Here is a 23,101-nt window from a genome sequence, read left to right on the forward strand (position 1 = left end):
TGAAGAATATGTGGTGAATTCAACCCACAGCTCCTTCTTCGGTGCCAAAATGGGCTTATTGAACAGGAGCCGGAGGTCACACCTCAGGCAGCGTCCTGCTTCAGCCATTGCTGTCTCCTAGCTGAGCGCTGGCGGGAATGAGATTATTTCTTCCCATACAAAAGCTTCCATCCCTCTGAGTGAGAGATGGCTCCTGGTTCACAAGCGGCTACACAGGGTGGAGGCTCGGCACCGTAGCCCGGCCGGCAAGGAGCGCAAGTATACCTAACCTTCTTGCGCTCCTCCACTACCACTCTGGCCACTTGGTCGTCCCGGAAAGGATCGTATTCATCTTCAGCTACTTCAAGGGCGTTCGCAGGGCAGGCCTCTACGCATTTACCACAGCCGTTACACTTATCAGTGTCAATTGTGACGAACCAATCGCCCGATCCATCTTTGAAACCGTAATTCGCTATCATTTTCTTTCTCTCATGTTTTCCGAGCGCTCTTCACTTTCCCGCGCTCGATCATGGCGTAGCCGAACATGGCCGCTCCTATCCCACCGGCGATCTGGGTGTCAAACGGAATATCTGCCTTGCGCATATCTTCTCTATACCAGGCCTTATCCATGGTGTTTATACCCAGCTCTTTCTCCAGTCTCTTCACTACCCCTTCATTTTTGGCAATGCCGCCGGTGATGACAAATTTTTCCTGCACGCCCAGGCGATTTAACAGCTCTAGTATACGGTGGGCCATGGCGGAACAGTAAGCAGCCATGATGTCGTTCTCAGGCTTCCCTTCCTCCAACAAGCCGACAACCTCAGACTTGGCAAATACCACGCAGGTGCTGCTTATCATGGGCGGCTCCTTCTCGATCTGGAAGGAACGCGGCCCAATCTCCCAAACGGGCACCCTTATGAGGTCGGCAAATACTTCCATGCCCCGACCAGTACCAGCAGCGCACTTGTCGTTCATCATAAAGTTGAGAACCTTGCCCCTGTTATCGCAGTTGATGGCCTTGCAGTCCTGACCACCCATATCCATCACGGTTCTCACCTCTGGCCCATACATGAAGTTAGCTCCCCGAGCATGACATGCGATCTCGGTTATCGCATGCTGGGCCATGGGCACGTTCACCCTTCCATAGCCGGTCCCAATGCAGTAATCCATATTATCCACCTTCAAATCGCTTTTTTCCAAAGCCATATTCAAACACTTCCGAGCGCTGTCAGGACTATCCGAGCCTGTGCGCGTGTTGCTGAAGGCATAGAGTTCGCCGTCAACCATTACCACTGCCTGTGAGCTGACTGAACCCACATCAACCCCAGCGGTGATAACTTTCCCCTTCTTCCAGTCAATATCCGGATTTACCCAACTGCCCTCCGGCCATCTCCAGTATTCTTGCGTCTTTTCTTCTTCAGCCATGGTGTTACACCTCTTCTATTAAGCTTTTCCTTCTTCGATTGTCTCCTTTTCTACCACCTTTGCCTTAACCTCTTCTTCCAACACCCCAGTAGAAGCAGCAACAGCCGCTCCCAGGGCGCCCACATAGTCAGGGTCATCGGGTACGACTATATCCATATCTGTTTCCCTCTTCAGGGAGTCAATGAACCCAGCATTCATAGCCACACCTCCGATCATAGCTATGTCCTTTTCCAGCCCCACAATACGAGCTACCGAGGCAATCCTTCCGGCAATGGCATCATGCACTGCTCGGGCAATATCGTGTTTTTCAGTCTTTGCGTGAATCAGCGAAACCACCTCGGATTCTCCAAAGACGGCGCACTGCGCATTCATCGGGATCGACTTGTTGGACTTCAGTGAGATCTGCGCCATCTCCTCCACTGATATCTCCAGCGCCCTAGCCATGGTCTCGACAAAGGTACCGGTTCCAGCCGCACATTTCTCGTTGATGGCAAAGTCAAGGACTTTCCCTTCAGGGCTAACTTTAATTGCCCTACCCTCCTCTGCACCTACATCAATGATAGTCCTCGCTGAAGGGACAAGTCGATTTACCCCCCTGGCATCGGCAGCGGCATCGGGGATGAAGCCAGTAGCGAAGGCAGCGCGCTTACCTGCACTACCAGTAGCCACCACTTGCTCGACATCGTCTCTCTTGAGACCTGCCTTTTTCAGAGTCTCGTCATAAACCTTTTCTGCCGACTCTGCCTTCTTTATGCCTGCTGGTGCTTTGTTCTTTGCAATTATTTCACCATCCTTCATGATAACGATGTGCAAATTTTTACCGCCTACATCTATTCCGGCAACTAGCATTTTGTCCTCCTTTCTTATTCTAAAATCGTTAGTCTTTCACCTCTCTGGGCCCCATGATCTCAGTAACGAAGAGATCGATCATCCTCTGGGCTCGAGTCTCATCAAACTCCCGCTCATCAGCCACCTGAAGCCATTTGGAGTGAGAACAACAAATCTGGTTTTAGGAGATGAAGTCTGCATGGGGCCACCTTCCCCCAAAGGCATATTCATTTAGTGCTACCGAACCCCAGCTGGAACAGTATTAATCGTTGCCTATTCCTCTGACTCGGGTTCGAAATGAAGGTGGGGGAGATATTAGCGCTTCGGTTAAAACGAAAGCTGCTTGTAGTGTCGATGTAGGGCAAAGCGGAAAACATTTCCATACTTTTTAGCCAAATCCTGCAATTCCCAGGCATCTGGAGCATGAGCCAGCAATAGCTGTAAGATTATTTTACGAGTTTTATCTACCTTCTCAGACCTGGTTCTTACTACCATCAAAGGCTTCGTTCCAGGTTAATGGTTTTGGAGGGGCTAAATTGGTTCGCGCTAAAGAAATGTATCAGTTGGGAATCATTCCAGTCGACCAAGGTGTTTATTTTTTGAACGCCGAGTGTTCTCAAATGATCCACAAATTCATTAATCAACTGCTCACCGATACCCTTATGCTGGTAATCGGGATCAACGCCGATCGTATCCAGGGTTGCTTTTTCCTGGGAAATACCATATTCTCCTATATAGAGTTCCCCCATTATAAACCCCACCACCGTTCCATCTTCTTCCTCTGCCACAAGCGAGGTGGGCAAATAATCTTTGGATTGAACAAGCTTTTCAAACTTCAGTTCATAGTACTCCTGCCGGCGAGCCTTGAGTACTTTCTCGTCAATCCCAACCACAGCGTCAAAATCGTCAGCCTTCATGAGTCTAATTTTAATGGTGCTCTCATTCATGGGGCTCCTTTCTCTTTAGGGTGATATTTTAACCCAAGCAAGTTGAATAATCCTCCCTCCCTTGCTTCAAGCAACTTCTTTTTCTTTACTCTTTCTGACTATAGTTCTTTTTTCTTCAGGAATAGGAGGCGGAACAGACTCGCCAACAATCTTCGTCACCGCACCAAATTTAGGCGGGCACGCCTCAAAGCAAGTCCCGCATTTTATGCATTTTTCCTGGTCAATGACATGGATCTGGTTCTTGGCACTTATAATCGCTTCCACAGGGCATCTCTTAGCACAAATCATACAGGCCTGGCACTTTTCCGGATCAATATAATAAGAGACTACTTCGCTAAATAACTGGTCAATCTCGTCGCTGGTGTACAGGTCTTTATATTCCTCTGTGTTCTCAAGGCGCGTCCCCAGTTTTTCCTGTTTCATCAGCTTAATGTAGGGGACGAGCTTTGTTACTTCTTCAAGTTTCGATCTTAATTCGTTTTGATCGATTCCTTCACTTGCACCTAGCGGTCCCAATTCCTTCACCTTACTGCTAAACTCATTCATGATTCTGCCGAAACGGATTCCTTCGCCGGCGTCACACCAGTCAATCATCAACCTTTCGGGGTTTAGCCCTATGTGCTCCATTATTCTTCTACAGAGATGCACCATGCTTAGTGCATGGTAATTTCCATGAACCATATAATTACATTCACCAGGATGACAACCGCCGATAAACACCCCGTCCGCGCCGTTTGAGAACCCCCGGAGTACAAACGACAGGTCGACTCTGCCGGTGCACATCACGCGGATAAGCCTCGCTTCAGTCGTGTATTGCAGTCTGGAAACTCCAGCCATGTCTGCAGCGCCGTATGCTCACCAATTGCAAACAAAGCCTAATATTCTCGGTTTAAATCGATGCCCTGGGCTCATTGGTTCTCACCTCCTTTCTGAATAATCCCAGCAGTAGTCATTTGTATAGTTTTAAACATCGCCAACCGCCGCATCCATGTGTGGAACAGCCTCTTCCTCTAGAAGGGCCGCATCAATTTGGCTCGACAGCTCTTCATTGGTATAGTGCTTCAGAGAAATAGCCCCGGTAGGACACTTGGTATTGCAGAGACCACACCCTTTACAGAGAACGGGATTAACCACAGCCTTTTTGCCCTGTCGAGTCTCATGAAACTATATCGTACCATACGTACAAACCGAGATACATGCCCCACACCCTATACACTTTTTCTCATCTACCTCGCAAACAGCACCTGAGACGGTGACGATATCATGCGACAGTAAGGTCAAGGCCCGACCTGCGGCCCCGTAAGACTGGTTAATCGTCTCAGATATGTGCTTGGGATAATGAGCTGTCCCACACAGGTAAACGCCGTCTGCGCCAAGGTCAACAGGCCGTAATTTGACATGAGCTTCTTTGAAGAAACCATCCGGACCCAAAGTAACCTTGAATAACTGCGCTACTTCCTTGTTTTCTGACGCTGGAATAACGGCAGCAGCCAACGCAAGGTAATCGGCATCGATTGCAAGTCTTTGACCTAAAATGGGGTCGGGCACGGTAACCCTTAAAACAGGACGGCCCTCTTCCTCAACCGCTTCCACCTGCGGTTTATCATCCGGCTCATAGCGGATGAACTTGATGTCTTTCTCGGACGCCTCCCGGTAATAATCCTCCATAAGCCCATAGGTCCTCATATCCCGAAAGAGAATATAGATATCCATCTTGGGGTTTATCTCTTTGAGCTTCAAGGCATTCTTTATAGCCTGGCTGCAACATACCCGGGAGCAGTAATTTCTTTCTTCATTTCTGCAACCTACGCATTGGATCATCACCAGCGTCTCTGCCTTAGTTATATTTTCATCTCCTGCGGCAAGCTTCTCCTCCAACTCAAGATGGGTCATTACCCTATCATCTTCTCCATAAAGGTATTCAGTGGGTTTATATTCCTCAGCACCAGTAGCGATGACGGTTGCACCGTGTTTTATCTCGGTAACCCCTTTCTCAGACTGCACCGTGGTTACAAAATTCCCCACATATCCGGTAGCCTCTGTGATGGTAGCATTATGATATACATGTATTAAGGGGTGTTGATAGACCTCACGTATAACATCACGCAAATATGCTTGAACATCCAGCCCTTCCAGGGTGTAGTGAAGTCTTCGAGCCATTCCCCCCAGGTCTGCATCCTTCTCCACCAGATGAACCTCATGTCCCTGGTTGGCTATGGAGAGGGCGTTCGTCATGCCGGCTATGCCTCCACCAATCACTAACGCCGTCTTGTTGACCGGCAGCTCAATCTCCTGTAATGGCTCCAAAAGGGCAGCTCTGGCTACCGACATCCGGACGAGGTCCTTTGCCTTCTGGGTGGCTTCTTCCGGTTCTTTTGAGTGGACCCAGGAGTCATGCTCCCTAATATTGGCCATTTCACAGAAATATTGATTGGCCCCTGCCTCCCGAAGGGTGTCCCGAAATGTCGGTTCAAGGTTTAGGGGGGTACAGGCGGCGATAACCAACCGATTGAGCCCTTTTTCCTTTATTATGTCTGTTATTTCCTGGACGTAACTAGTAGCACATGAAAAGAGCTGCTCCTGAGCATAGACAACATTGGGTAAGGTTGCGGCATAGTCAACTACGGAAGGAACATCCACTACTGCTCCGATATTCGCTCCACAACGGCATACAAAGACCCCCACCCTGGGTTCCTCTTCTGAGACATCCCTTTCCGGCGGAAAGACCCGTTCGGTGGTCAGCTTTCCCCGCCGGTAGTCAAGGCATGCACCACATTGAGAACCGGCCCCGCTGGCGGTAAAAACCGACTCGGGGATATCCATAGGACCCTGGAAGGCCCCGCTAACAAAAATCCCCGGGCGAGAGGTCTCCATGGGATTGACCGGATTGGTTTTGCAGAATCCGTGTGCATTGAGCTCAATACCGTACGTGGCTGCGAGGCCCTCGTAATCAGCAGGAGGGTTTAATCCAACGGATAATACTACCAGATCGAATTCCTCCTCCTTTACTCCCTCCTCGGCAGTAGCGTATCTTATACTCACATTCTTGGTTTCCGGGTCCTCTTTTCCTATTGACACATAGCTTCTTATAAATCGAACCCCGGGGAGGTCCACTGCTCTCTGGTAAAATCGTTCGAAGTCCTTGCCCCAGGAGCGAATATCGTTATGGAATATCGTACACTCAGCCTCAGCGTCATGTTCTTTTGTCACCATTACCTGTTTCTGAGTATAGGTGCAGCATACGGCTGAACAATAGCTGTTATTGCCCGGTGTAACCTGTCTGGAACCGACGCACTGAATCCAGGCTATTTTATGGGGATGCTTCTTATCGGAGGCCCGCAGTATCTCACCTTCGTATGGCCCGGTGGCGCATATTATTCGTTCATAGTCCATACTGGTTACCACGTTGTCAAATATTCCGTAGCCATAGTCGTTCCTCAGCCGGGGGTTAAATGGTTCATGGCCCACGGAGAGAATGATCGCCCCCACTTTTATCTCCACCTTCTCCGACGTTTGATTAAGGTTTATGGCGTTATTCTCACAGACTGCTTCGCAAATACCACATTTACCTTCTTTCAGATAAAGACAGGTTTCAGGATCTATATAACTGATAAGCGGATATGCTTGAGAAAAGTATATATGGACGGCTTTACTGGACGATATATTCTGGTTAAACGGGTCAGGCACATTGACCGGGCAGTAATCTGCACAAGTAGCACAGCCTGTACACTCATCCTCGTTGATGTATCGGGGGGTTTTGATCAGGGTCACCGTAAAATCCCCTGCTTCGCCTTCCACGCTTTTAACTTCAGCTAAGGTAAGGACCTCTATATTTGGGTGCCGGCCGACCTCGGCCAGTTTGGGCGAGAGTATTCACGTGGAGCACTCATTAGTGGGAAAGGTCTTGTCAAGCTGAGCCATATGGCCGCCAACGGTAGGTGATTTGTCAACTAGGTACACCTTAAAACCAGAAGCGGCAAGGTCAAGAGAGGCTTGAATGCCGCTGATCCCTCCACCGACAACCATGACATCTCCAAAATTACTGTCTCCAAGACTTTTACAAAGTTGTTGAATTTTTTCTTTTAGCAATAGTTCTTTTTCCACTTCTATCCGCCTTTATCAGATTTTTTGTGCCCGTACTATCCGGGTCGGCCGGGTTAGGCGCACTTAATTTGTTGAGCAGCTAAGTCGCTCCGGGTGGGAAAACACCGCCAGGCGGCTGCCACGCGCCTGGCCAACCAGGGCAATGCCCAGATCACGAGCAAGCGAAATTGCCCTCCCCGTCGGCGAGTGCCGCGAAACAACAACCGGCACCTGCATCTTTACCGCCTTGAGCAACATCTCGGACGAAATGCGACCGGTGATCAGCAGCAGTCGATCTCTGGTTGATAGTCCCCTCAATAGACATTCGCCCTGAATCTTGTTCAAGGTGTTATGTCGTCCGATATCCTCAGCCACTACTAGCAGGTTCTTGGTATCTGACAGAGCTGAGGTGTGCACGCCACCAGTAAACTGATACAGCTTCATCTGCTCTTGAAGCTGCTCCATCAGTGATAGCACTTCCGTTGGTGTAGCAACAAGACCCGAATCAACCCTCTCTCCCTGAGTTTTGAAAACTCCACCTCCACCGCACCCAGAGGCGAGTGTCCGCACCGTTGGCAATTCATACTCGGGGTTGCTCAGCATCACATCGGCCAGCAATTCCTCCTCACACACCCGCATGCTCGCCACGTCGCCGATGCCTGAGATGATTCCCTCTGCATAAAGGTATCCGATGACAAGGCAATTCAGCTTGCTTGGAGTGCACAGGATGGTGACCAGTGCCTGGCCATTTACATAGATTGCGAGCTCCATCTCGGTAGGCACGTGAACTGAGGTCCTGACCCATCCCTTGTCCGAAAAGCGATCGCAGACTATGTCCTCTGCGAGACCTTTCAGATCCAATTTGCCAATCGCTTCTTGCATGTTTAGCTTCTTTGTCATCTACATCACTTCCTGGAGAATCTCCGTGATGTCCTTAACCTGTATGACCTCACCATAATTCAGGACTAACCTGCTTTCCTCAAAACTGGTAATGCAATAGGGGCAGGAAGTAACCAGCACCTCAGCCCCAACCCCAAGAGCTTGTTCTAATCTGAGGTTGGAGAATCTTTCATCCTTTGGAGTTTCCATCCAAACCCTGCCTCCTCCCATTCCGCAACAGAGACTATCTTGCCGCGAATCAGCCATCTCAATCAGTTCTAAACCAGGGATCTTCTTTAAGGCCTCTCGGGGCTCGTCATATATACCATTATGTCGACCCAGATAACAAGGATCATGATAAGTAATCCTCTTCCCATACTCCTTGGCGAATTCAAGCCTTCCCTCATTAATGAGCTCAAATAAATACTGGGAGATATGAACCACCTCAAAGTTCACCTTGAATTCAGGATACTCGTTTTTGAAGGTGTGGTAGCAATGAGGGGAAGAAACAAGGATTTTCTTCACCCCGTTTTCGATAAACGTTTTGATGTTTTCCCTGGCTAAGCGTTTGAATAATTCCTCATCGCCTGTCTTGCGGATGCTTTCTCCACAGCAATTCTCCTTGGAGCCCAGTATCCCGAAATCTATCCCTGCCCTGTTAAGGATATTGGCTGTGGCTCTAGCTACCTTTTGTAATCTTGGGTCATAGCAGAGGTAGCAGCCGGGGAAATATAAAACTTCCGTCCCCTCGGCGAATGTTTTTACAGACAGACCCTCTGCCCAATCCGCCCTGTTTTTCCGTTCTTCACCGAAGGGGTTACCTTGAGCAACGAGGCCTGCGCTCACGGTGCGGATAGGCTTGACAGGATCAGGAAAAACCCCATATTCCGTGGCGATCCTGCGTAAGGATATCCCGGATTCTATCTGTTGTACGTCCCTGGGGCATTGCTGAACGCACTTTCCGCAGGTAGTACACAGCCACATATCTTCACTTTCTATATCAGTCAAGCCGAACGTAGCCTCACGGACGATCTTACGCATACTGAAGGTTCTCACCCTATTCCACGGACAAACAGTATCGCATAACCCGCATTGAAAGCATCTCTTAAAGGCGTCTCCACCGCTTTCTTTTATGACATCTATGATCTCTTTGTAGGGGGCTACGGTCTCCACTGTCTTTTTAATCCTCTTCTTTCACGTTAATATTTTAGCCCTTCTTTGACATTGACATTCGAGCAACGGTATCCATTATCTTCTGCAATCCATATCTGTCTACCAATGATTCCAATCCTATCTCCAGCTCCTCCTGCTTTACTTCTTCTTCGACTTCCTCTTCCCGTTCTTCGTACGTCAAAGCATCAGACAAGCACCACTGAACGCACCATGGCTCTTCCAGAGACGGATCCTCTAGATCTTCACACATATCACATTTTAGAGGCAGGCCCGAATCAGGGTCTTTGAAAAGGTCCCTGGATGGGCAGGAAGCCCTGCAGAAGGCACACTCCTCATACTTCTTTCCATCGAGCGTGATGGTATATCTGCTGTTGCATTCCGATGCGGTATACTCGCCGCCCATTACCGGAATATAGATGTCGTTCAGCGGATCGAAATTCACCCGAATCCGAGATCTCTCCGGATTTATGCTGCTATATTTAGGACTAGCATGAAAGGCGGAGCAAATTGCCTCACATGCCCGGCAGCCATTGCATTTGTCAGCATCGATATTTATTACTCTGACCTTTTTCATTTTTCAGAACCCTCTCCAGTAGATGTCTTTAAAGCGCCTTCAGCCTTCCCATCTCCTAGAATTCCTCTTTCCTCCAAGTCTTTGCCGACGTAATCAAGGCTCAGCCCATTTAGAGTCTCTTTGGTGGGAATACCATCGCTATTCCATCCCCTGAATTTGTAATACTCATCCTTGAGCTTGGCCTCATACTCCGGGAATCTCCTTCTCCAATGGTCCGCAGGTGGTTCATCATCTTTCCCCCTCAAGCCTCTTCTCACATTGATAGCTCTAAGTAGAGTTCGATTCCTCTTGGCTATTTCCCACAACCCATCTTCATCAATGTCTATGCTAGTCGCTGCTGAGATAAAAGCTGGGTAATTATGTATATGGTACGCAGGCTTGAGGGGAAATGATGACAAGCCAGCGCAGACCCCGGTTGCATCATCAATGTAATGCATCATCTCCTGCCATTCAACCAGGTCACAGATCAGGTCAGCAGGTGGGTAATATGGAAATACCTTGCCCTCGTCCCCCCATTCCATAATAAATTGTTTGAACCTTTCCTCCTTACCAGTAGGAACCTGGATCCAATCCCTCACAAACTCCTCTCTCAACTCTTGGGAAGGAAAGGGCGCCTGAGGAATTTGCCCTTCAATCTGCGTAATGTTTACCTTCTCGCCAGTACCATACATGAGATAATAAATAGGATTCAGCATTCCTAGTTTAATAACCATCTGCTCATGTTTCTTGGTGGTATTATGATCGTATGCCTCTGCCCCCTTGCCAATTTGACGAGCTGCCCAGTAGACGCCATTGGCTAAGACATCACCGATCCCCTCTCGTCGAACAATTTTGTCAAGCAGCCAGAAAAACCTCTCCTCGTCGCTGCCGTTTGGAGATCTCGGGGGAAATCCCGGCATATCTTTATCGGTCAGGATGCCGTTCTCGTAAAGCTCAACTGCGAAAGCCATAACCTGAGGGGTTGTGTACCCATCCAGTCCATATTCTTGAGCTTGTCCAGCGATTTTAAAACCAAACTCCAGATCATCCGACATAGACGCCATCACGTAGGTAAGCTTCGAGTAGCATTTCATCATATATCTTGGAGACCCAAGAGCCGGGTAGGAAATTGTTGCTCCACATTTGTTCGGACAGTTATAACAGCTTAAGAGCCGCAGCACTGCTTTATCCTGAATCCTGGTCCACTTTTCTTCCCTTTCCTTGGTCCAAAAATCCTTCCTGCGACGGCGAGCATGCCCCCAGGAGAAGCTGGTGGTATGCCACTCCTCATCACGTAATGTCATCTCCTGCGGAGAACCAAGGCTAGCCAAGATGGGGGGTACACCCTTAATCGGGTTCTCCTGCCGAAACTTTATATATTCCAGCACTTGGTTGCAAAGCTCCATAAATTCAGCCGGTCGGGCAATATTGATGTCCTTTGTTCCACGAACAGCTATAGCCTTTAATCTCTTATCCCCCATAATAGCACCTACTCCGAGTCGGCTGGCACTGGACCTGCCATGCTCGATGGAAGCATAATAGGCCCTGTTTTCACCAGCTAGGCCGATAGCAGCGACCTGGACCTTCGGCTCGTTCAGCTCGTCCTTAATAAGCTCCGCGGTTTCAAGAGGACCTTTGCCATGCAGGTGGGAGGCGTCGCGTATTTCCACCTTGTCACCATTTATCCACAGATAAACTAGATTGGGGGACTTGCCGCGAAAGATCACTTTGTCATAACCGGCATACTTCAATTCCGGCGCCCAAAATCCCCCCATCATTGAATATGCCAGTAACAAAGTCTGAGGAGAATAGGTAGTAACAATGGTACGATTAGCACCGATAGCAGGTGTGCCACATAAAAGACCGGTGCTGAATATCAGTAGATTATCAGGAGAAAAGGGTTCAACTTCAGGGGGAACCCGATCCCATAATATCTTGGCGTTAGTACCTAGCCCCCCAAGATGAAGCTCGGTGTCTCTTGGGTCCGTTTCTACCCTCTCAATGTTTCCTCGGGATAGATCAATTTCTAAATTAAACCCTGTTTCTGCGTACCTCATTTTTTCTCCTTCTAGATTACCTGAATCCGTGACATACTTTTTGATTAATCATGGATTTCCGGCACTTAACTCAAAACAACCTTTACCCCCTTCTAGCTTGTGCTTTTTTTTACAAACTTAGCAATATATAACTTTTTTGTCAAGAACCTTTTGGTCCGTTTGGGAAAATTTTCACAAGGATCTATAGCAAAATCTTTCCTCGTTCCCCTTCCGTTTCATAAAGTACTATGAAAATCAAATGCCACGGCAGTTTTACTCCTCAGTCGTTCCCCTTTGTACACCATTTTAGATATACGCAACAAGGAGACCAAGATGGCAATTACAGCTCAGCCTGTAGAGCAGCGGCCTCTTTTTGTGCAACGGATAATCTTTGCGCCGCGTCCCTCTTTTTGAACACGCTAACCCGATCGGCGTCAACATATTCCAAGGCCCCTACCTCGCAGAATCGGACACACTGGGGATCACCATCACAGAGGTCGCACTTGACTACCTTTCTATCTATGGTATCAAAACTCATAGCGCCAAAGGGGCAGACAGCCACACACGCGCGGCAGCCGATGCACACATCGTAATCAACCACCACCCGGGCTAAGGTCTCATCGCGAGAGATAGCCTTCACCGGGCAGACGGCCATGCACGGGGCATCCTCACACTGCTGACACGACATGGGAATATACAGGCCCTCTGCCTCCCACTTCATGATCTTTATACGACTTCGGGAGGGGTTAGACACACCTTCATGCATAACCGAACACACGAGCTCACACAGCCGGCAGCCAGTGCACTTTTGGTAATCTATCATCAAGACCTTATCCATTGATTCCCTCCTTCCAAATAGATTAGAGTAGGTGGGACGGTTCTTTATCAAGGTCAAGCCTCTTCAGCGTCTCTGGTCGAGGAACGCCATTTTCGTCCCAGCCATGATGCTCATAGTATTCATCAATCATCTTCTCAAACTTTTCCCTATCTATCCGGGCACCGATAACATCAGGCGCCCCACGCCTACACGGTTCATCAAAATAGCGGTGATTTAGCGTATCGCCTTTTTTTGGATCATCTCTTGTCAATCCTTCCCTCAGATTGAAGAGCCTCTCTATATTGTAACATCTCTCCGCTACGTCCCAGATATCCCGAGGCGACATTTCCAACCCAGTATTGTAATAGAGCACCTTTGTCCAATCCTCAAAATTAGGAAGTGTTGCCCCAAGGAATGTCGTGTGATACTTGCATATGCCAAGGCAATCCACCCCCATGTAGCACAACTCTTGCCAGAAGACCATCCATGATTTGCCAACATATGACGTATGTTCCGAGCTCAATGGCCCATCATAAGGAACGGGGCTGCTATATATCTTCCTCAAAACCTCCTCGGGTAAATGGTAAAGATCAATGGCAGGCCGACTCCTCAGGTGGTCGGAACCCCTGGAGCCTGTGGCGATACCAAGGGCCAGTGCAGGAGTTGCCCTCTCGTCTGAGTGCAAGTTGCTCATGCCCTTGACCTGAATGAGATATTCGAACGAATCTTTACCTATCTTCTCGGCAGCTCGAATTCCCCCCTCAGCCAATGTATCACCTAACCACCCTTCTCTAAACGTAATACGGCGGATCATCTCGAGGAGTGCTTCGTCGTTACCAAACTTTAGATCCAGGCCATCGGTATCTTTGGTGGTGAGGATCCCCTCTTCATAGAGCTCCATGGCCCAGGAGATAAGGCTGCCGGTTTCCAAATTATCTATACCATACTGGTCTACCAGATGATTACCGGTGAGGACGGTAACTGCACTTTTGCAGTCTGGCTCTCCACCAAAGGCACCCTGGGACGTGTATTCCGGCCCTTCATCATATTTCCCGGCGTAGGGGCCTGAAGGAATTTTGTACTGAGCACGGCAGTGAACCTGGCAGCCAAAGCAACCAGCCATATGATAAGGTCCTATAGTTTCGGTAGCGATTTCATCAATCCTCTCGGGTTCGATATCATCAGCATACTCACACTGGTTATACTGGAAATTCCTCGTCCTGATTCCGCCCCAGGAATTGGTTGCTCCCCAGATAAAAGGTGTCCCTAGCTTTCCCTGGGTTTGATTTACCTTGGCACTTGTAATTTGGGTGATGAACCGCTTGTTATACTCTAGGGCGTCAGTGGGATATGCTATTTTTATATCCATAGTGCCTCTGGCAGCTATTGCCTTGAGGTTTTTAGAACCAAAGACAGCCCCCATGCCTGATCTGCCAGCAGCATCTTTGATACCTGTCATAACATTGGCAAACCTTACCAAGTTCTCACCGGCTGGTCCGATGACTGCACATTTGACATCCTCATCACCAAGTTCTTCTCTAATGGCCCATTGTGTCTCAGTGGTAGTTTTACCCCACAGGTGGCTGGCATCTCTGATCTCTATTTCACCATTGTGAATCCAGAGATAAACCGGTTTTTCCGCCTTGCCCTTTATCACCAGATGATCAAAGCCAGCCCACCTTAGCTCAGGGGCAAAGAACCCCCCCATGTTAGAACTGCCGAGCAAATCGGTAAGCGGTGACTTGGCCATAATATGGGTTCTGGAGCTTGCTGAAGCCAACGTTGCGCCCAGGATGCCAGCACTGACCATGAGCACATTTTTCGGGCCCAAAGGGTCAATGCCTTTCTCAGTATGGTTATAGAGCAAATACGCATCCAGCCCTCTGCCGCCAAGAAATCGCTTGCGCACCTCAAGCGGGATAGGTTTTGTTTCAACCTTACCCGTAAAGAGGTCAATATACGCTATCTTCCTATTCAATGCCATCTTGGTTTCCCTCCTTTGTTGCTGCCTTTTTTGCTACGGCCTCTTGGGCTAATTTTTTATTTACATCCCATACCGGCCCCCGTATTCGGGGAAAATTGGGGCCGATCCAAGACACGCGCCACTCAAGGCCACAAGTTGGACACTTACAATGTGTAGCTCCAGGCGGTACGGTAATTCTCGCCATGCAACTTGGGTTATGGCACCTGAACTTACCATACGTCCTGGTCTTGGCCAGGCTTTCAGCCCCTGACAATCCTTCCTTCTCCATTGCCATTACTATCCTCCTTTCTAATAAAAAATATTACTAAGTAACGCAGACCAAACCATCAAGCCCCCACCTCCTGTGTTCGCCTCACTGCGCCGCAGGCCTAGGAAGATCTGTAGGCCTCGTTCAACAGCACGATAGGATGCACCGCATTTATCCCTGTGCCAGCTTCTAGCTGCAACTTGCAGCCCCCACACTCAGTCACTATCCTATCCACCTCAGCGGCTTTTACATCCTCCCAAACCTTCTGTGCGATCTGCACCGAAAGGTCGTAGTTAACTGCCTTCATCCCATAGGAGCCGCCCATGCCACAGCAATTGGTGTTGACTTTGCTTACTACCAGGCCAGGTATCAACTTGAGCAGAGCCACCGGCTCCTTTGTTATGTTCTGTACTTTTAAATGACAGGGATTATGGTAGAAAACCTTCAACGGTATCTCCCGAAAATTGGTATCTAACCTGCCCTGATGATGCAAGCGCAATAGATATTCACCAGCATCGTAGATATGACCGGAGACAAACCTTGCTTCCTCGCTGTCGAAAAAGGCCAGGCCTTCTTTCCGAAACATCAGATTACCACTTGGACAGGTGGTGATGATGTCATAGCCTGGGGAAGCTGCCCGAGAAAGTAATTTAACGTTGTAGTTAAAGTTCTTCGCTGCCCCCTTTACATTACCGTTGGCCATCATGGGCATGCCGCAACACTTCTGCTCAGGAATTAAGGCCTCGATCCCATTCTGTCTCATAACCTCAATCAGGGCTTTGCCGATCTGCGGGTCATAGTAGTTGGCAAAGCAGCCAGCATAATACACTATCCTCTCAACCACGGCGGCCTCCCTTGGCCCACTTTCTCAACGTTTGGCGATGAAAGGTAGGCAACCTAGCCTGACGGTGAATTCCCGCTACTACTTGCATGATTAGCTTAAAGATAACCCTATCTTTTGCCCAGTTAGCGAGTGGGGCTGTCCATGAGCCGAGTTTTGCCAACAGTTCAGGGTTGTCAAGCAGCCTTTTCCTCAAACCTCGACCATGCCGCGCATAATATTCGAATTGGCCTTTCCAGAGCAAAGTCGGGATATCGATCTCAACCGGGCATTCCACCTGGCAGCGGCCGCAATGAACACAGGCCTCGGCTGGGGGAAGCCACCCTTGCAGAAACCCCAATAGGTAATTTTTAGGGCTATAGACCATCCCTTTGTTGGCCAGCAGGTGTAGCCCAATGGGACACTGGCGAGCACAGGCTCGGCAATCAAGGCATAAAAAGAGGTCTTTATATCCGTCCTTGAGCAGTCCCTTTCGACCATTATCCAGGATCAGGATATGGAGTTCCCTGCCCTGATCCCCTGAAAGCGTAGGTAGGCTATCAAAATCATACTGTTCTACCTCTTTGGGACCAAGGTCGAGAAGAATACTCTCCAGGCCAAATATTCCCATGCACCTGGTCTGAAAAAGGGCTGCTCCCCTGTCTTTCACTACCTTTTCCAGGCTGACCACCAGTATTATCTTCTTGGCCTGCTCCAAGTCCTTAGAAATATTGGTCATATGTTGCAAGAAAAAAACAGAGCCATCTTCAGCCGAGACTGCATTCACACCCAATATGGCCACGAAATCTCGCACCTCTGATGATCTCAACCGAGTTACTGTTTTACGAACGTCGAACGATTCGACAAGGCCCCTTTCGTGCATTCCGGGGAGTGCCCAGTAATCTTCTACCTTTTTTTCAAACTTCTCAAAATTCTTAAACTCCGTGAAGTAGCGGATATATGTCTTAAAACCAGAAGCCTGCAACTCTGGCCGCAGCTCGTTTATCACCACGCTTGATTTGTTGATCGAGGCAAGGTCCGTACCCTCAGCAGTTTGCTTGATATAAGATGCAGCTTGCTTGGCATCTGTGGCAATGGCCAGCTTCACCCCCGCGTACTGATCAAGGTTCCTCTTAAGCTCCTCTAGTAGTGAGATGTGATTATCCCGGGAATGCTGGCGGATTTCTCTGAGGTGTGCCTTGAGGGATTCTAAATCAAGCTGCGGCCCTTTTTTAACCATGATCCCTGCGGTTCGACGCTGGCTCTGCTCGGCTGCTGGCTCAAGCACCAATATGCTAGGAATCTCAGCCACGATACCTTGGTGCTTCCTCCTCACCCCTGATATTTAGTGTTCATCATTATGAACCAAAAGTTGCCTTGTATCATATCACATTCCTTCTTTTTGTCAAGATAGAAATTAAATTTTTCAGAAATTTAATATTTTTGCATAGTTAATTGCAAATATTTGCCTTGACAAAAATATCAAAAGGATATAAATTGTAAAAAATAGTTCATTATGGTGAACAATGGCCCATAGATATCAAGCACCTTCGGTAAGGAAGGCCTTTCAGGTATTGAGGTTGATCGCCGACAGCGATCGGGGTTTGGGGATCAGTGAATTGGCAAAAAGACTTGGGATAAGCAAAAGCACCGTCCATGGGGTAACCGCTGCCCTGGAAGAAATGGAGGTAATAACCAGGAACCCCCTTAACAAGAGGTATAACCTCGGCTACGCCATTCTGGAACTGAGCAAAAGAGGTCTTTCCAAAATTCCTCTGCGAGAGGTGGCCCGGAGACATATGGAGGGGCTCATGGAGGAGACAGGGGAAACGGTCTTCTTGGGCATCCTCAACGGTCACCATATCCTCATCCTAGACTCGGTGGAGAGCAATAAGGAAATAAAGATTACATCCCCTAGCGGGACAAGGATCCCTTTGTCTGCAGGTGCCACCGGCAAGTTATTTCTCGCCTATATGGAGGAGGAAGAGGCCCTTAAATATCTTACCACCAGGGGGTTGGTCAAGTATACAAAAAATACTATTACTGATCTCGATAGCTATCTGCAGGAAACAACAAAGGTAAGGAAGAGAGGGTTTGCCATCGATCGTGAGGAATACCTGCAAGGGGTTAGTGCAGTAGCGGCCCTTATAGAGACCAAGGACAATCTCTTGGCCGCCATCTGGGTGGTGGGTTTTTCCTCCTCCCTCACAGACGAAAAAATGGAACAGGTGATAGAAAAGACCCTTCACGCTGCTGATGCCATCTCGCAAGAACTGAGACAGAGAAGGGGAAGTTAATTTTACTATTTTGCCAGCCTCACCATATCGCCAGCAGCCATCTCCCCCCCAGTGATCACCTCCGCCTCCGAGGCGTCAAATCCGAAGAACTGGCGTACCTTTATGTTCCCCTTTAGTTCACCTGGTATCCTTCCTAAGGAGACCTTGGTGACAGGGTGTTTTATCTCTTTGCCAGGGCCGAAGACCTTCAATACGTCCCCCACCTTCAGGCCCGTGGATTTGCCCGCATTGAGGTATACCTTGCCCCCCTCCACAGAGGCCACACTCGTGGACCACTCAAGACCGGCCAATCCCCTGACTATCCCCTCCTTGATCCCTTGGAGGGCGAAGTTTATGGCCTTGAGTAGGGCCTTGTCACGGCTAAATTCCCCCACGGCGCTGGAGGTAAAGATGGGGTTTTCCCCCTTTACAGATCTGATGATATTGCCTGTCTCTGTATCCAGCAACTTGGCCTCTATCTTGGTGACGGCCAGGGCCTCTTCCCCCTTCCCCTTTTTCCCGGACCCCACCAATACATCCTTTATCGATCCTGTCACCAGCCCATGAACCCCTAACAAAGTCCTTAATCTCCAGAGGGAATTGGGCTCCATCAGTAAACTAACATCCCCTCCTCTCAGAGTCTTTTTCACCAGCTCCATATCCACTAACACCACCGTTCCACTCTCCTCCAGTTGTTTGGCCAGCTCCTGGGCCACTATCGCCCCCAGCCCCTTTCTGCCTCCCTCGGTCTCGTCCTGAAACTCCATCAACACCACCTTGTATTTTAATCTTCCCAAAAGATATGGGGTAATAACGGGTTTGGGGCGGCCAACCTCCTCGCCTTCCCCCTCCTTTACCCCATAAGGTCTCTTAGAATAGGTAACTGCCCTCTTCCCTTCACCATAAGGAGAGGGTCGTTGCTCACTATAGACCCACTTCCCCTCTTTCCCTTTTTCATAGAGCCCCTTCTCCTCTTTTTTCTTCCCCCAGGGGAGGCAGGAGGAGATAAGGAACAAAGAGGTTAAAACCACCACCAGCCCAAATATCTTTTTTGTCTTCACCGCTATTCTCCTTCCCTCTCTATGGTTGCCTCGGAGTATAATTTCTCCATCTCCGCGGTATATCTCCCTTTATCAGAATAGACAAAGAGGGGCGGCAACACCTCAACCCCTTCCCCTCCTCCCTTGTATGCCTCCACCAAGATGAACTTGGCCCCTTCCCCCTGGCGGGGGTAAACCCAGCGAAGCCCCTTCGGCTCTAAAAGGGCACCTCGCAAACGATTAAAGAGGGTGATGGACCTATGGGCAGGAAAGATGACGAAGATCCTTCCCCCTTCCTTTAAGAGATAACAGGCCACCCAAAGGACATCGTCTATGGTGCATTTGACCTCATGGCGTGCGATGGCCTTCTGGGAATGGGGGTTGATCCTCCCACTAGAAACCAGGTAATAAGGTGGGTTAGTCACCACTACATCAAAGGAAGAGGGGAGGAAGGTATCCTTCAACCCCCTGATGTCTCCATGACAGATAGTTATCAGATCCTCAAGTCCATTGAGGAGGACATTCCTCTTGGCTAGCTTGGTTAAGTTCTCTTGTATCTCCACCCCCACGATCTCCTGGGCACCCTCCCCCCTTTTGCCCAAGATGATGGGGATTATCCCTACCCCTGTCCCCAGATCGATGACCTTCTCCCCCCTTTTCAGCCAGACGAAACCCGCAAGCAGAAGGGCGTCTAGGGAGAAGCGGTACCCATCCCTTTCTTGTACCATCCTTATCTTTCCGTTGAAGAGGGAATCTAAGGTTTCTTTGGTGGTGGAAGATGATGAGAGGCCAGGCATCAAATCGGTTCTACCTCCTCATTGGGGACGATCTTGTAGATCACCAAACCGGTGGCTACTTTGGGATAAAAATAGGTCGACTTGCGCGGCATTACCTCCCCTGCATCGGCAACCCTCTTCACCTGTTGGATAGTGGGAGGATTCAGGAAGAAGACCATCTTGTACCTACCTTTATAGACCTCTTCCAGGGCCTCATCCCTATCCTTCATCAATCCTACCTCTTCCTCACCTGCCTTCAATAGTTCTTTCAAGATAAATCTATCCAGAAGGGTCACATCTAGTTCCTGTAAGACCTCGGGATATCCCCTGAGGAGTCCCCCCATCCTTATCCCTTCCCTCAGAGTCAAGAGAAGATATCTCCTCTCCCCACTAATGTAAAGGCCAAATGCATAGGTATCTCCTCTTTTTTTGTCCAAGGCCTTCCAGAGGGCCTTTCGAGCCCATTTTTCACCACTGGGGTCCTCAAAGTCGAAGGTTTGTAGGGAAAAATATTCCCTCAGGTTGGAATAAAATTCACCCGGATCAAAGGGCTCCATAGGGGAAACGAGTCGATGAGTGGGGAGGATGAGAAGCCCCTCTCCCTCCATGGAGGTCAAATACATCATTGTATATTCAAAAGGAGATCTTTCGGTATAGGAGGGATATCTCTTCCTCATCCTGTCACGATAGGTAAGAGCAGTTTTATAGCGATGATGGCCATCTGCAATAAGGATGGTCTTGCTCAGCATCTTTTCCCCTACTTCCGCGATGATCCCTTGGTCATCCAGCTGCCAGAGGCGGTGGATTACCTCATTATCTCTAAACTCATACCGGGGAGAGGCGGTCCATACCGCCTCTAAAATTTCTTCAATCTCTCCCGCTGGATCGGGATAGATGGCAAAGACTTGACTGAGGTTCGCCCTGCATGCCTCCATCAAATTTAGCCGATCCTCCACTGGTTTGGGGGTAGTACGCTCGTGGGGAACTATACTACCTTGCCCCCATGGCTCAAGTCTGACCAAGGCCATAAAACCCTCCCTCTTCTTTATCTCCCCTGAGGGCGAGGTAAAAATCTGCTGATAGGGATAGACAGAAGGGTTCCCCTCCCTTACTAGGATACCTTCTCTCTCCCATTCCTGCAAGTAGTTTGAGGCCCCTTTATATCTGTCCGCCCCGGTCCCCTCTGGTAGGATGAGGCGGATTATGTTATAGGGATGTCTCTGCCGATAGCGTCTCTGCTCCTCGGGCGTTATGACGTCGTAAGGTGGAGTAGCTACTAAAGAGAGATCCGCAACCTTTTTGGGGTTATAATAGAGCCCACGGAAGGGGACAATCTTTGACATCTCCTGCTCCCCTATTTTGATCGCCAAGGGAGTAACATGAAATCTCTTTCTTGTCAACAAAAGGGCTCGACTACTCTAAAAAATCCTGGAGTTTCCTGAGTTTTTCATGATTATAGGAGTTTCTATACGTTTTTGAGGAAAGAAACTTTCCTAAGTATTTGAGATGTTTAGATCACTATTTTAAAACTCAAAAAGGGGGGATTCCAGATATCTCTATCTTCAACATATTGATATTATTACACAATAACAATTTCTATATTAAAAAGTCAGACTCCAGTAAAAAATCCTATTGAGCTTCATGAAAAAATCGATTAGATTTGATGGTGTCGTTGGAACATGCACGATATACATGGGAAGTTAGGAGCTGCTCCAGAAAACCCCTTGAGGATTTGCAGGAGGTGAGAGATGGGACGAAGGGATAAAATTGATCTGAACTCTGATGTGGGGGAGAGTTTTGGCGTCTATAAGATCGGCCTCGATGAAGAGGTGATCCCCCTGATCAGCTCGGCCAATATCGCCTGCGGGTTTCATGCCGGAGACCCTGCTGTGATGAGGCGCACCATCGCCTTGGCCAAAAGACATGGGGTGGCATTGGGTGCCCACCCTGGGTTCCCCGATCTGCTCGGCTTTGGCAGGAGGTATATAGACGCTACCCTGGAGGAGATCCGCGATTATGTCACCTATCAAATAGGGGCCTTTCAGGCCTTTGCCACCTTGCAAGGGATGAAAATACAACATGTCAAGTCCCATGGAGGGCTTTACAACATGGCCGTTCAGGACGTGAGCATCTGGGAGGCGATGGCAGAGGTGATCTCCGGCATGGACAAGGATCTCATCCTCGTTGTCCTGGCTGGACCCAAGAGGGAGGAACTCGAAGAGATTGGTAGGCGCTACGGGATCCGGGTGGCCTTCGAATTCTTTGCTGACAGGGCTTATAATCGTGACGGCTCTCTGGTCTCCCGCCGTGAACCAGGGGCAGTGATTGAAGATCAGCAAGTGGTTGCGGAGAGGGTCCTGAAGATGGTGACCGAAGGAAGGGTGTCGGCCAAGGACGGGACCGAGATCGAGCTTGCAGCAGATACCATCTGTGTACACGGTGATAATCCGTCAGCAGTAAGGTTGGCAAAGCGGATAAGGGAGGTTCTCCTCAGCTCTGGGATAGAGATCGCCTCTATGGGGACCTTTCTTTAGAGAATGGTGATGTCCTATCAAAACCCCCGATACCGCATAATGGGCGATCGGGCCTTGATCCTCGAGTTGGGGGATGAGATCAGCCCTGAGGTGAATCGAAGGGTGAGGGAGTTGGTCCTCACGTTGGAGGAAAATCCCCTCGAAGGCTTGGTGGAGATTGTCCCTACCTATCGGTCCCTCCTCATCATTTATGATCCGTTGAAAATAGGTTTGGCCGCGCTACAACACAGGATAGAAGAGTTCCAAAAAAAGATCGAAGGAATCCCAATTCCTGAGCCAAAGACCGTGGATATTCCTGTCGTTTACGGGGGTGAATACGGCCCTGACTTGGAATGGGTGTCCCAGTATCATAAAATTAGCCGGGAAGAGATAATCCGCCTTCATTCAGGTTCTACCTATCAGGTCTATATGATCGGCTTTACCCCGGGGTTTCCCTATATGGGAGAATTGCCGCAACGGCTGGCAACCCCCCGCAGGGAAACGCCGAGAACGGTGATCCCTGCAGGCTCAGTGGCTATCGCACAGAGACAAACAGGGATCTACCCAGTGGAGAGCCCTGGAGGGTGGCAGATCATCGGCCGAACCCCCTTGAAGCTATTCGATTCCACCCAGTCCCCCCCCACGCTCCTGGAAATGGGCGATCGGGTAAGGTTCTCTCCCATAGAGGATGAGGAGTTCGAGCATTGGCCCCGGTAGAGACCTTA

20 protein-coding genes and 1 pseudogene are annotated in these 23,101 nt (G+C 49.2%); 3 read left to right on the plus strand and 18 right to left on the minus strand.

The features are described from left to right. Positions 1–143: 143 nt before the first annotated feature. The 15 genes and pseudogenes from JRI46_08175 to JRI46_08245 all read right to left on the minus strand — a co-directional run bounded on the left by JRI46_08175 (position 144) and on the right by JRI46_08245 (position 17,083). Entirely contained in the window at positions 144–458 is a 315-nt protein-coding gene (locus tag JRI46_08175) for a 4Fe-4S binding protein (GenBank protein ID MBW2039555.1), read from the minus strand. Between the two features lie 10 nt (positions 459–468). After that, positions 469–1,404, minus strand: a complete 936-nt coding sequence (gene bzdQ, locus JRI46_08180) for a benzoyl-CoA reductase, bzd-type, subunit Q (GenBank protein ID MBW2039556.1) — start codon at positions 1,402–1,404, stop codon at positions 469–471. An 18-nt stretch (positions 1,405–1,422) separates the two neighbouring features. Continuing rightward, on the minus strand, positions 1,423–2,253 hold the full coding sequence (locus JRI46_08185; GenBank protein MBW2039557.1) for a CoA activase: 831 nt from the start codon (positions 2,251–2,253) through the stop codon (positions 1,423–1,425). Between the two features lie 473 nt (positions 2,254–2,726). Further along, positions 2,727–3,179, minus strand: a complete 453-nt coding sequence (locus tag JRI46_08190) for a GNAT family N-acetyltransferase (protein ID MBW2039558.1) — start codon at positions 3,177–3,179, stop codon at positions 2,727–2,729. Between the two features lie 66 nt (positions 3,180–3,245). Continuing rightward, positions 3,246–4,016 carry a hydrogenase iron-sulfur subunit gene (locus tag JRI46_08195; GenBank protein MBW2039559.1) on the minus strand — a complete coding sequence of 257 codons (771 nt, stop codon included), beginning with the start codon at positions 4,014–4,016 and terminating at the stop codon, positions 3,246–3,248. A 126-nt stretch (positions 4,017–4,142) separates the two neighbouring features. Further along, positions 4,143–7,205 (minus strand): annotated as a pseudogene (locus JRI46_08200) (CoB--CoM heterodisulfide reductase iron-sulfur subunit A family protein). Positions 7,206–7,346: 141 nt separating this feature from the next. Then, positions 7,347–8,162, minus strand: coding sequence for a formate dehydrogenase accessory sulfurtransferase FdhD (gene fdhD, locus JRI46_08205; protein MBW2039560.1), 816 nt, complete (start codon positions 8,160–8,162; stop codon positions 7,347–7,349). Further along, complete coding sequence (locus tag JRI46_08210; GenBank protein MBW2039561.1) at positions 8,163–9,314, minus strand: (Fe-S)-binding protein; 1,152 nt, start codon at positions 9,312–9,314, stop codon at positions 8,163–8,165. It abuts the gene before it with no gap. Positions 9,315–9,348: 34 nt separating this feature from the next. Further along, on the minus strand, positions 9,349–9,888 hold the full coding sequence (locus JRI46_08215) for a (4Fe-4S)-binding protein (protein ID MBW2039562.1): 540 nt from the start codon (positions 9,886–9,888) through the stop codon (positions 9,349–9,351). Then, entirely contained in the window at positions 9,885–11,924 is a 2,040-nt protein-coding gene (locus tag JRI46_08220) for an aldehyde dehydrogenase (GenBank protein ID MBW2039563.1), read from the minus strand. The genes JRI46_08215 and JRI46_08220 overlap by 4 nt, the downstream gene beginning before the upstream one ends. A gap of 319 nt (positions 11,925–12,243) precedes the next feature. Further along, the gene (locus tag JRI46_08225; protein MBW2039564.1) at positions 12,244–12,741 is read right to left on the minus strand and encodes a 4Fe-4S dicluster domain-containing protein; all 498 of its coding nucleotides are present in this window, start codon (positions 12,739–12,741) and stop codon (positions 12,244–12,246) included. 22 nt (positions 12,742–12,763) lie between these two features. Next, positions 12,764–14,704, minus strand: a complete 1,941-nt coding sequence (locus JRI46_08230; GenBank protein ID MBW2039565.1) for an aldehyde ferredoxin oxidoreductase family protein — start codon at positions 14,702–14,704, stop codon at positions 12,764–12,766. Continuing rightward, positions 14,691–14,978: a hypothetical protein gene (locus tag JRI46_08235; protein MBW2039566.1), complete on the minus strand. Its 288-nt coding sequence runs from the start codon at positions 14,976–14,978 to the stop codon at positions 14,691–14,693. Before JRI46_08235 ends, JRI46_08230 begins: the two co-directional genes overlap by 14 nt. Before the next feature lie 94 nt (positions 14,979–15,072). Further along, complete coding sequence (locus JRI46_08240; protein MBW2039567.1) at positions 15,073–15,795, minus strand: hypothetical protein; 723 nt, start codon at positions 15,793–15,795, stop codon at positions 15,073–15,075. After that, positions 15,788–17,083, minus strand: coding sequence for a hypothetical protein (locus JRI46_08245; GenBank protein ID MBW2039568.1), 1,296 nt, complete (start codon positions 17,081–17,083; stop codon positions 15,788–15,790). The genes JRI46_08240 and JRI46_08245 overlap by 8 nt, the downstream gene beginning before the upstream one ends. A 214-nt stretch (positions 17,084–17,297) precedes the next feature. Here JRI46_08245 and JRI46_08250 point away from each other — a divergent pair, with 214 nt between their 5' ends. Beyond that, complete coding sequence (locus JRI46_08250; GenBank protein ID MBW2039569.1) at positions 17,298–18,068, plus strand: IclR family transcriptional regulator; 771 nt, start codon at positions 17,298–17,300, stop codon at positions 18,066–18,068. Between the two features lie 5 nt (positions 18,069–18,073). Here JRI46_08250 and JRI46_08255 read toward each other — a convergent pair whose 3' ends face one another. From JRI46_08255 to JRI46_08265, 3 genes are read right to left on the minus strand one after another with little or no spacing between them, the layout of a single operon-like run. After that, the gene (locus JRI46_08255) at positions 18,074–19,108 is read right to left on the minus strand and encodes a hypothetical protein (GenBank protein ID MBW2039570.1); all 1,035 of its coding nucleotides are present in this window, start codon (positions 19,106–19,108) and stop codon (positions 18,074–18,076) included. A 2-nt stretch (positions 19,109–19,110) separates the two neighbouring features. Further along, complete coding sequence (locus tag JRI46_08260; protein ID MBW2039571.1) at positions 19,111–19,884, minus strand: tRNA1(Val) (adenine(37)-N6)-methyltransferase; 774 nt, start codon at positions 19,882–19,884, stop codon at positions 19,111–19,113. Continuing rightward, positions 19,884–21,206 (minus strand): DUF1015 domain-containing protein, encoded by a 1,323-nt coding sequence (locus tag JRI46_08265; GenBank protein ID MBW2039572.1) that lies wholly within the window; start codon positions 21,204–21,206, stop codon positions 19,884–19,886. The genes JRI46_08260 and JRI46_08265 overlap by 1 nt, the downstream gene beginning before the upstream one ends. 405 nt (positions 21,207–21,611) lie before the next feature. On the opposite strand from JRI46_08265, the gene JRI46_08270 reads away from it, so the two are divergent. Together JRI46_08270 and pxpB are read left to right on the plus strand one after the other, a co-directional pair. Further along, complete coding sequence (locus JRI46_08270) at positions 21,612–22,397, plus strand: 5-oxoprolinase subunit PxpA (GenBank protein ID MBW2039573.1); 786 nt, start codon at positions 21,612–21,614, stop codon at positions 22,395–22,397. 9 nt (positions 22,398–22,406) lie between these two features. Then, entirely contained in the window at positions 22,407–23,093 is a 687-nt protein-coding gene (gene pxpB, locus JRI46_08275; protein MBW2039574.1) for a 5-oxoprolinase subunit PxpB, read from the plus strand. Positions 23,094–23,101: the final 8 nt, after the last annotated feature.

It is taken from the genome of Deltaproteobacteria bacterium, from assembly GCA_019308925.1.
In the GTDB taxonomy this organism is placed as follows: domain Bacteria; phylum Desulfobacterota; class B13-G15; order B13-G15; family RBG-16-54-18; genus JAFDHG01.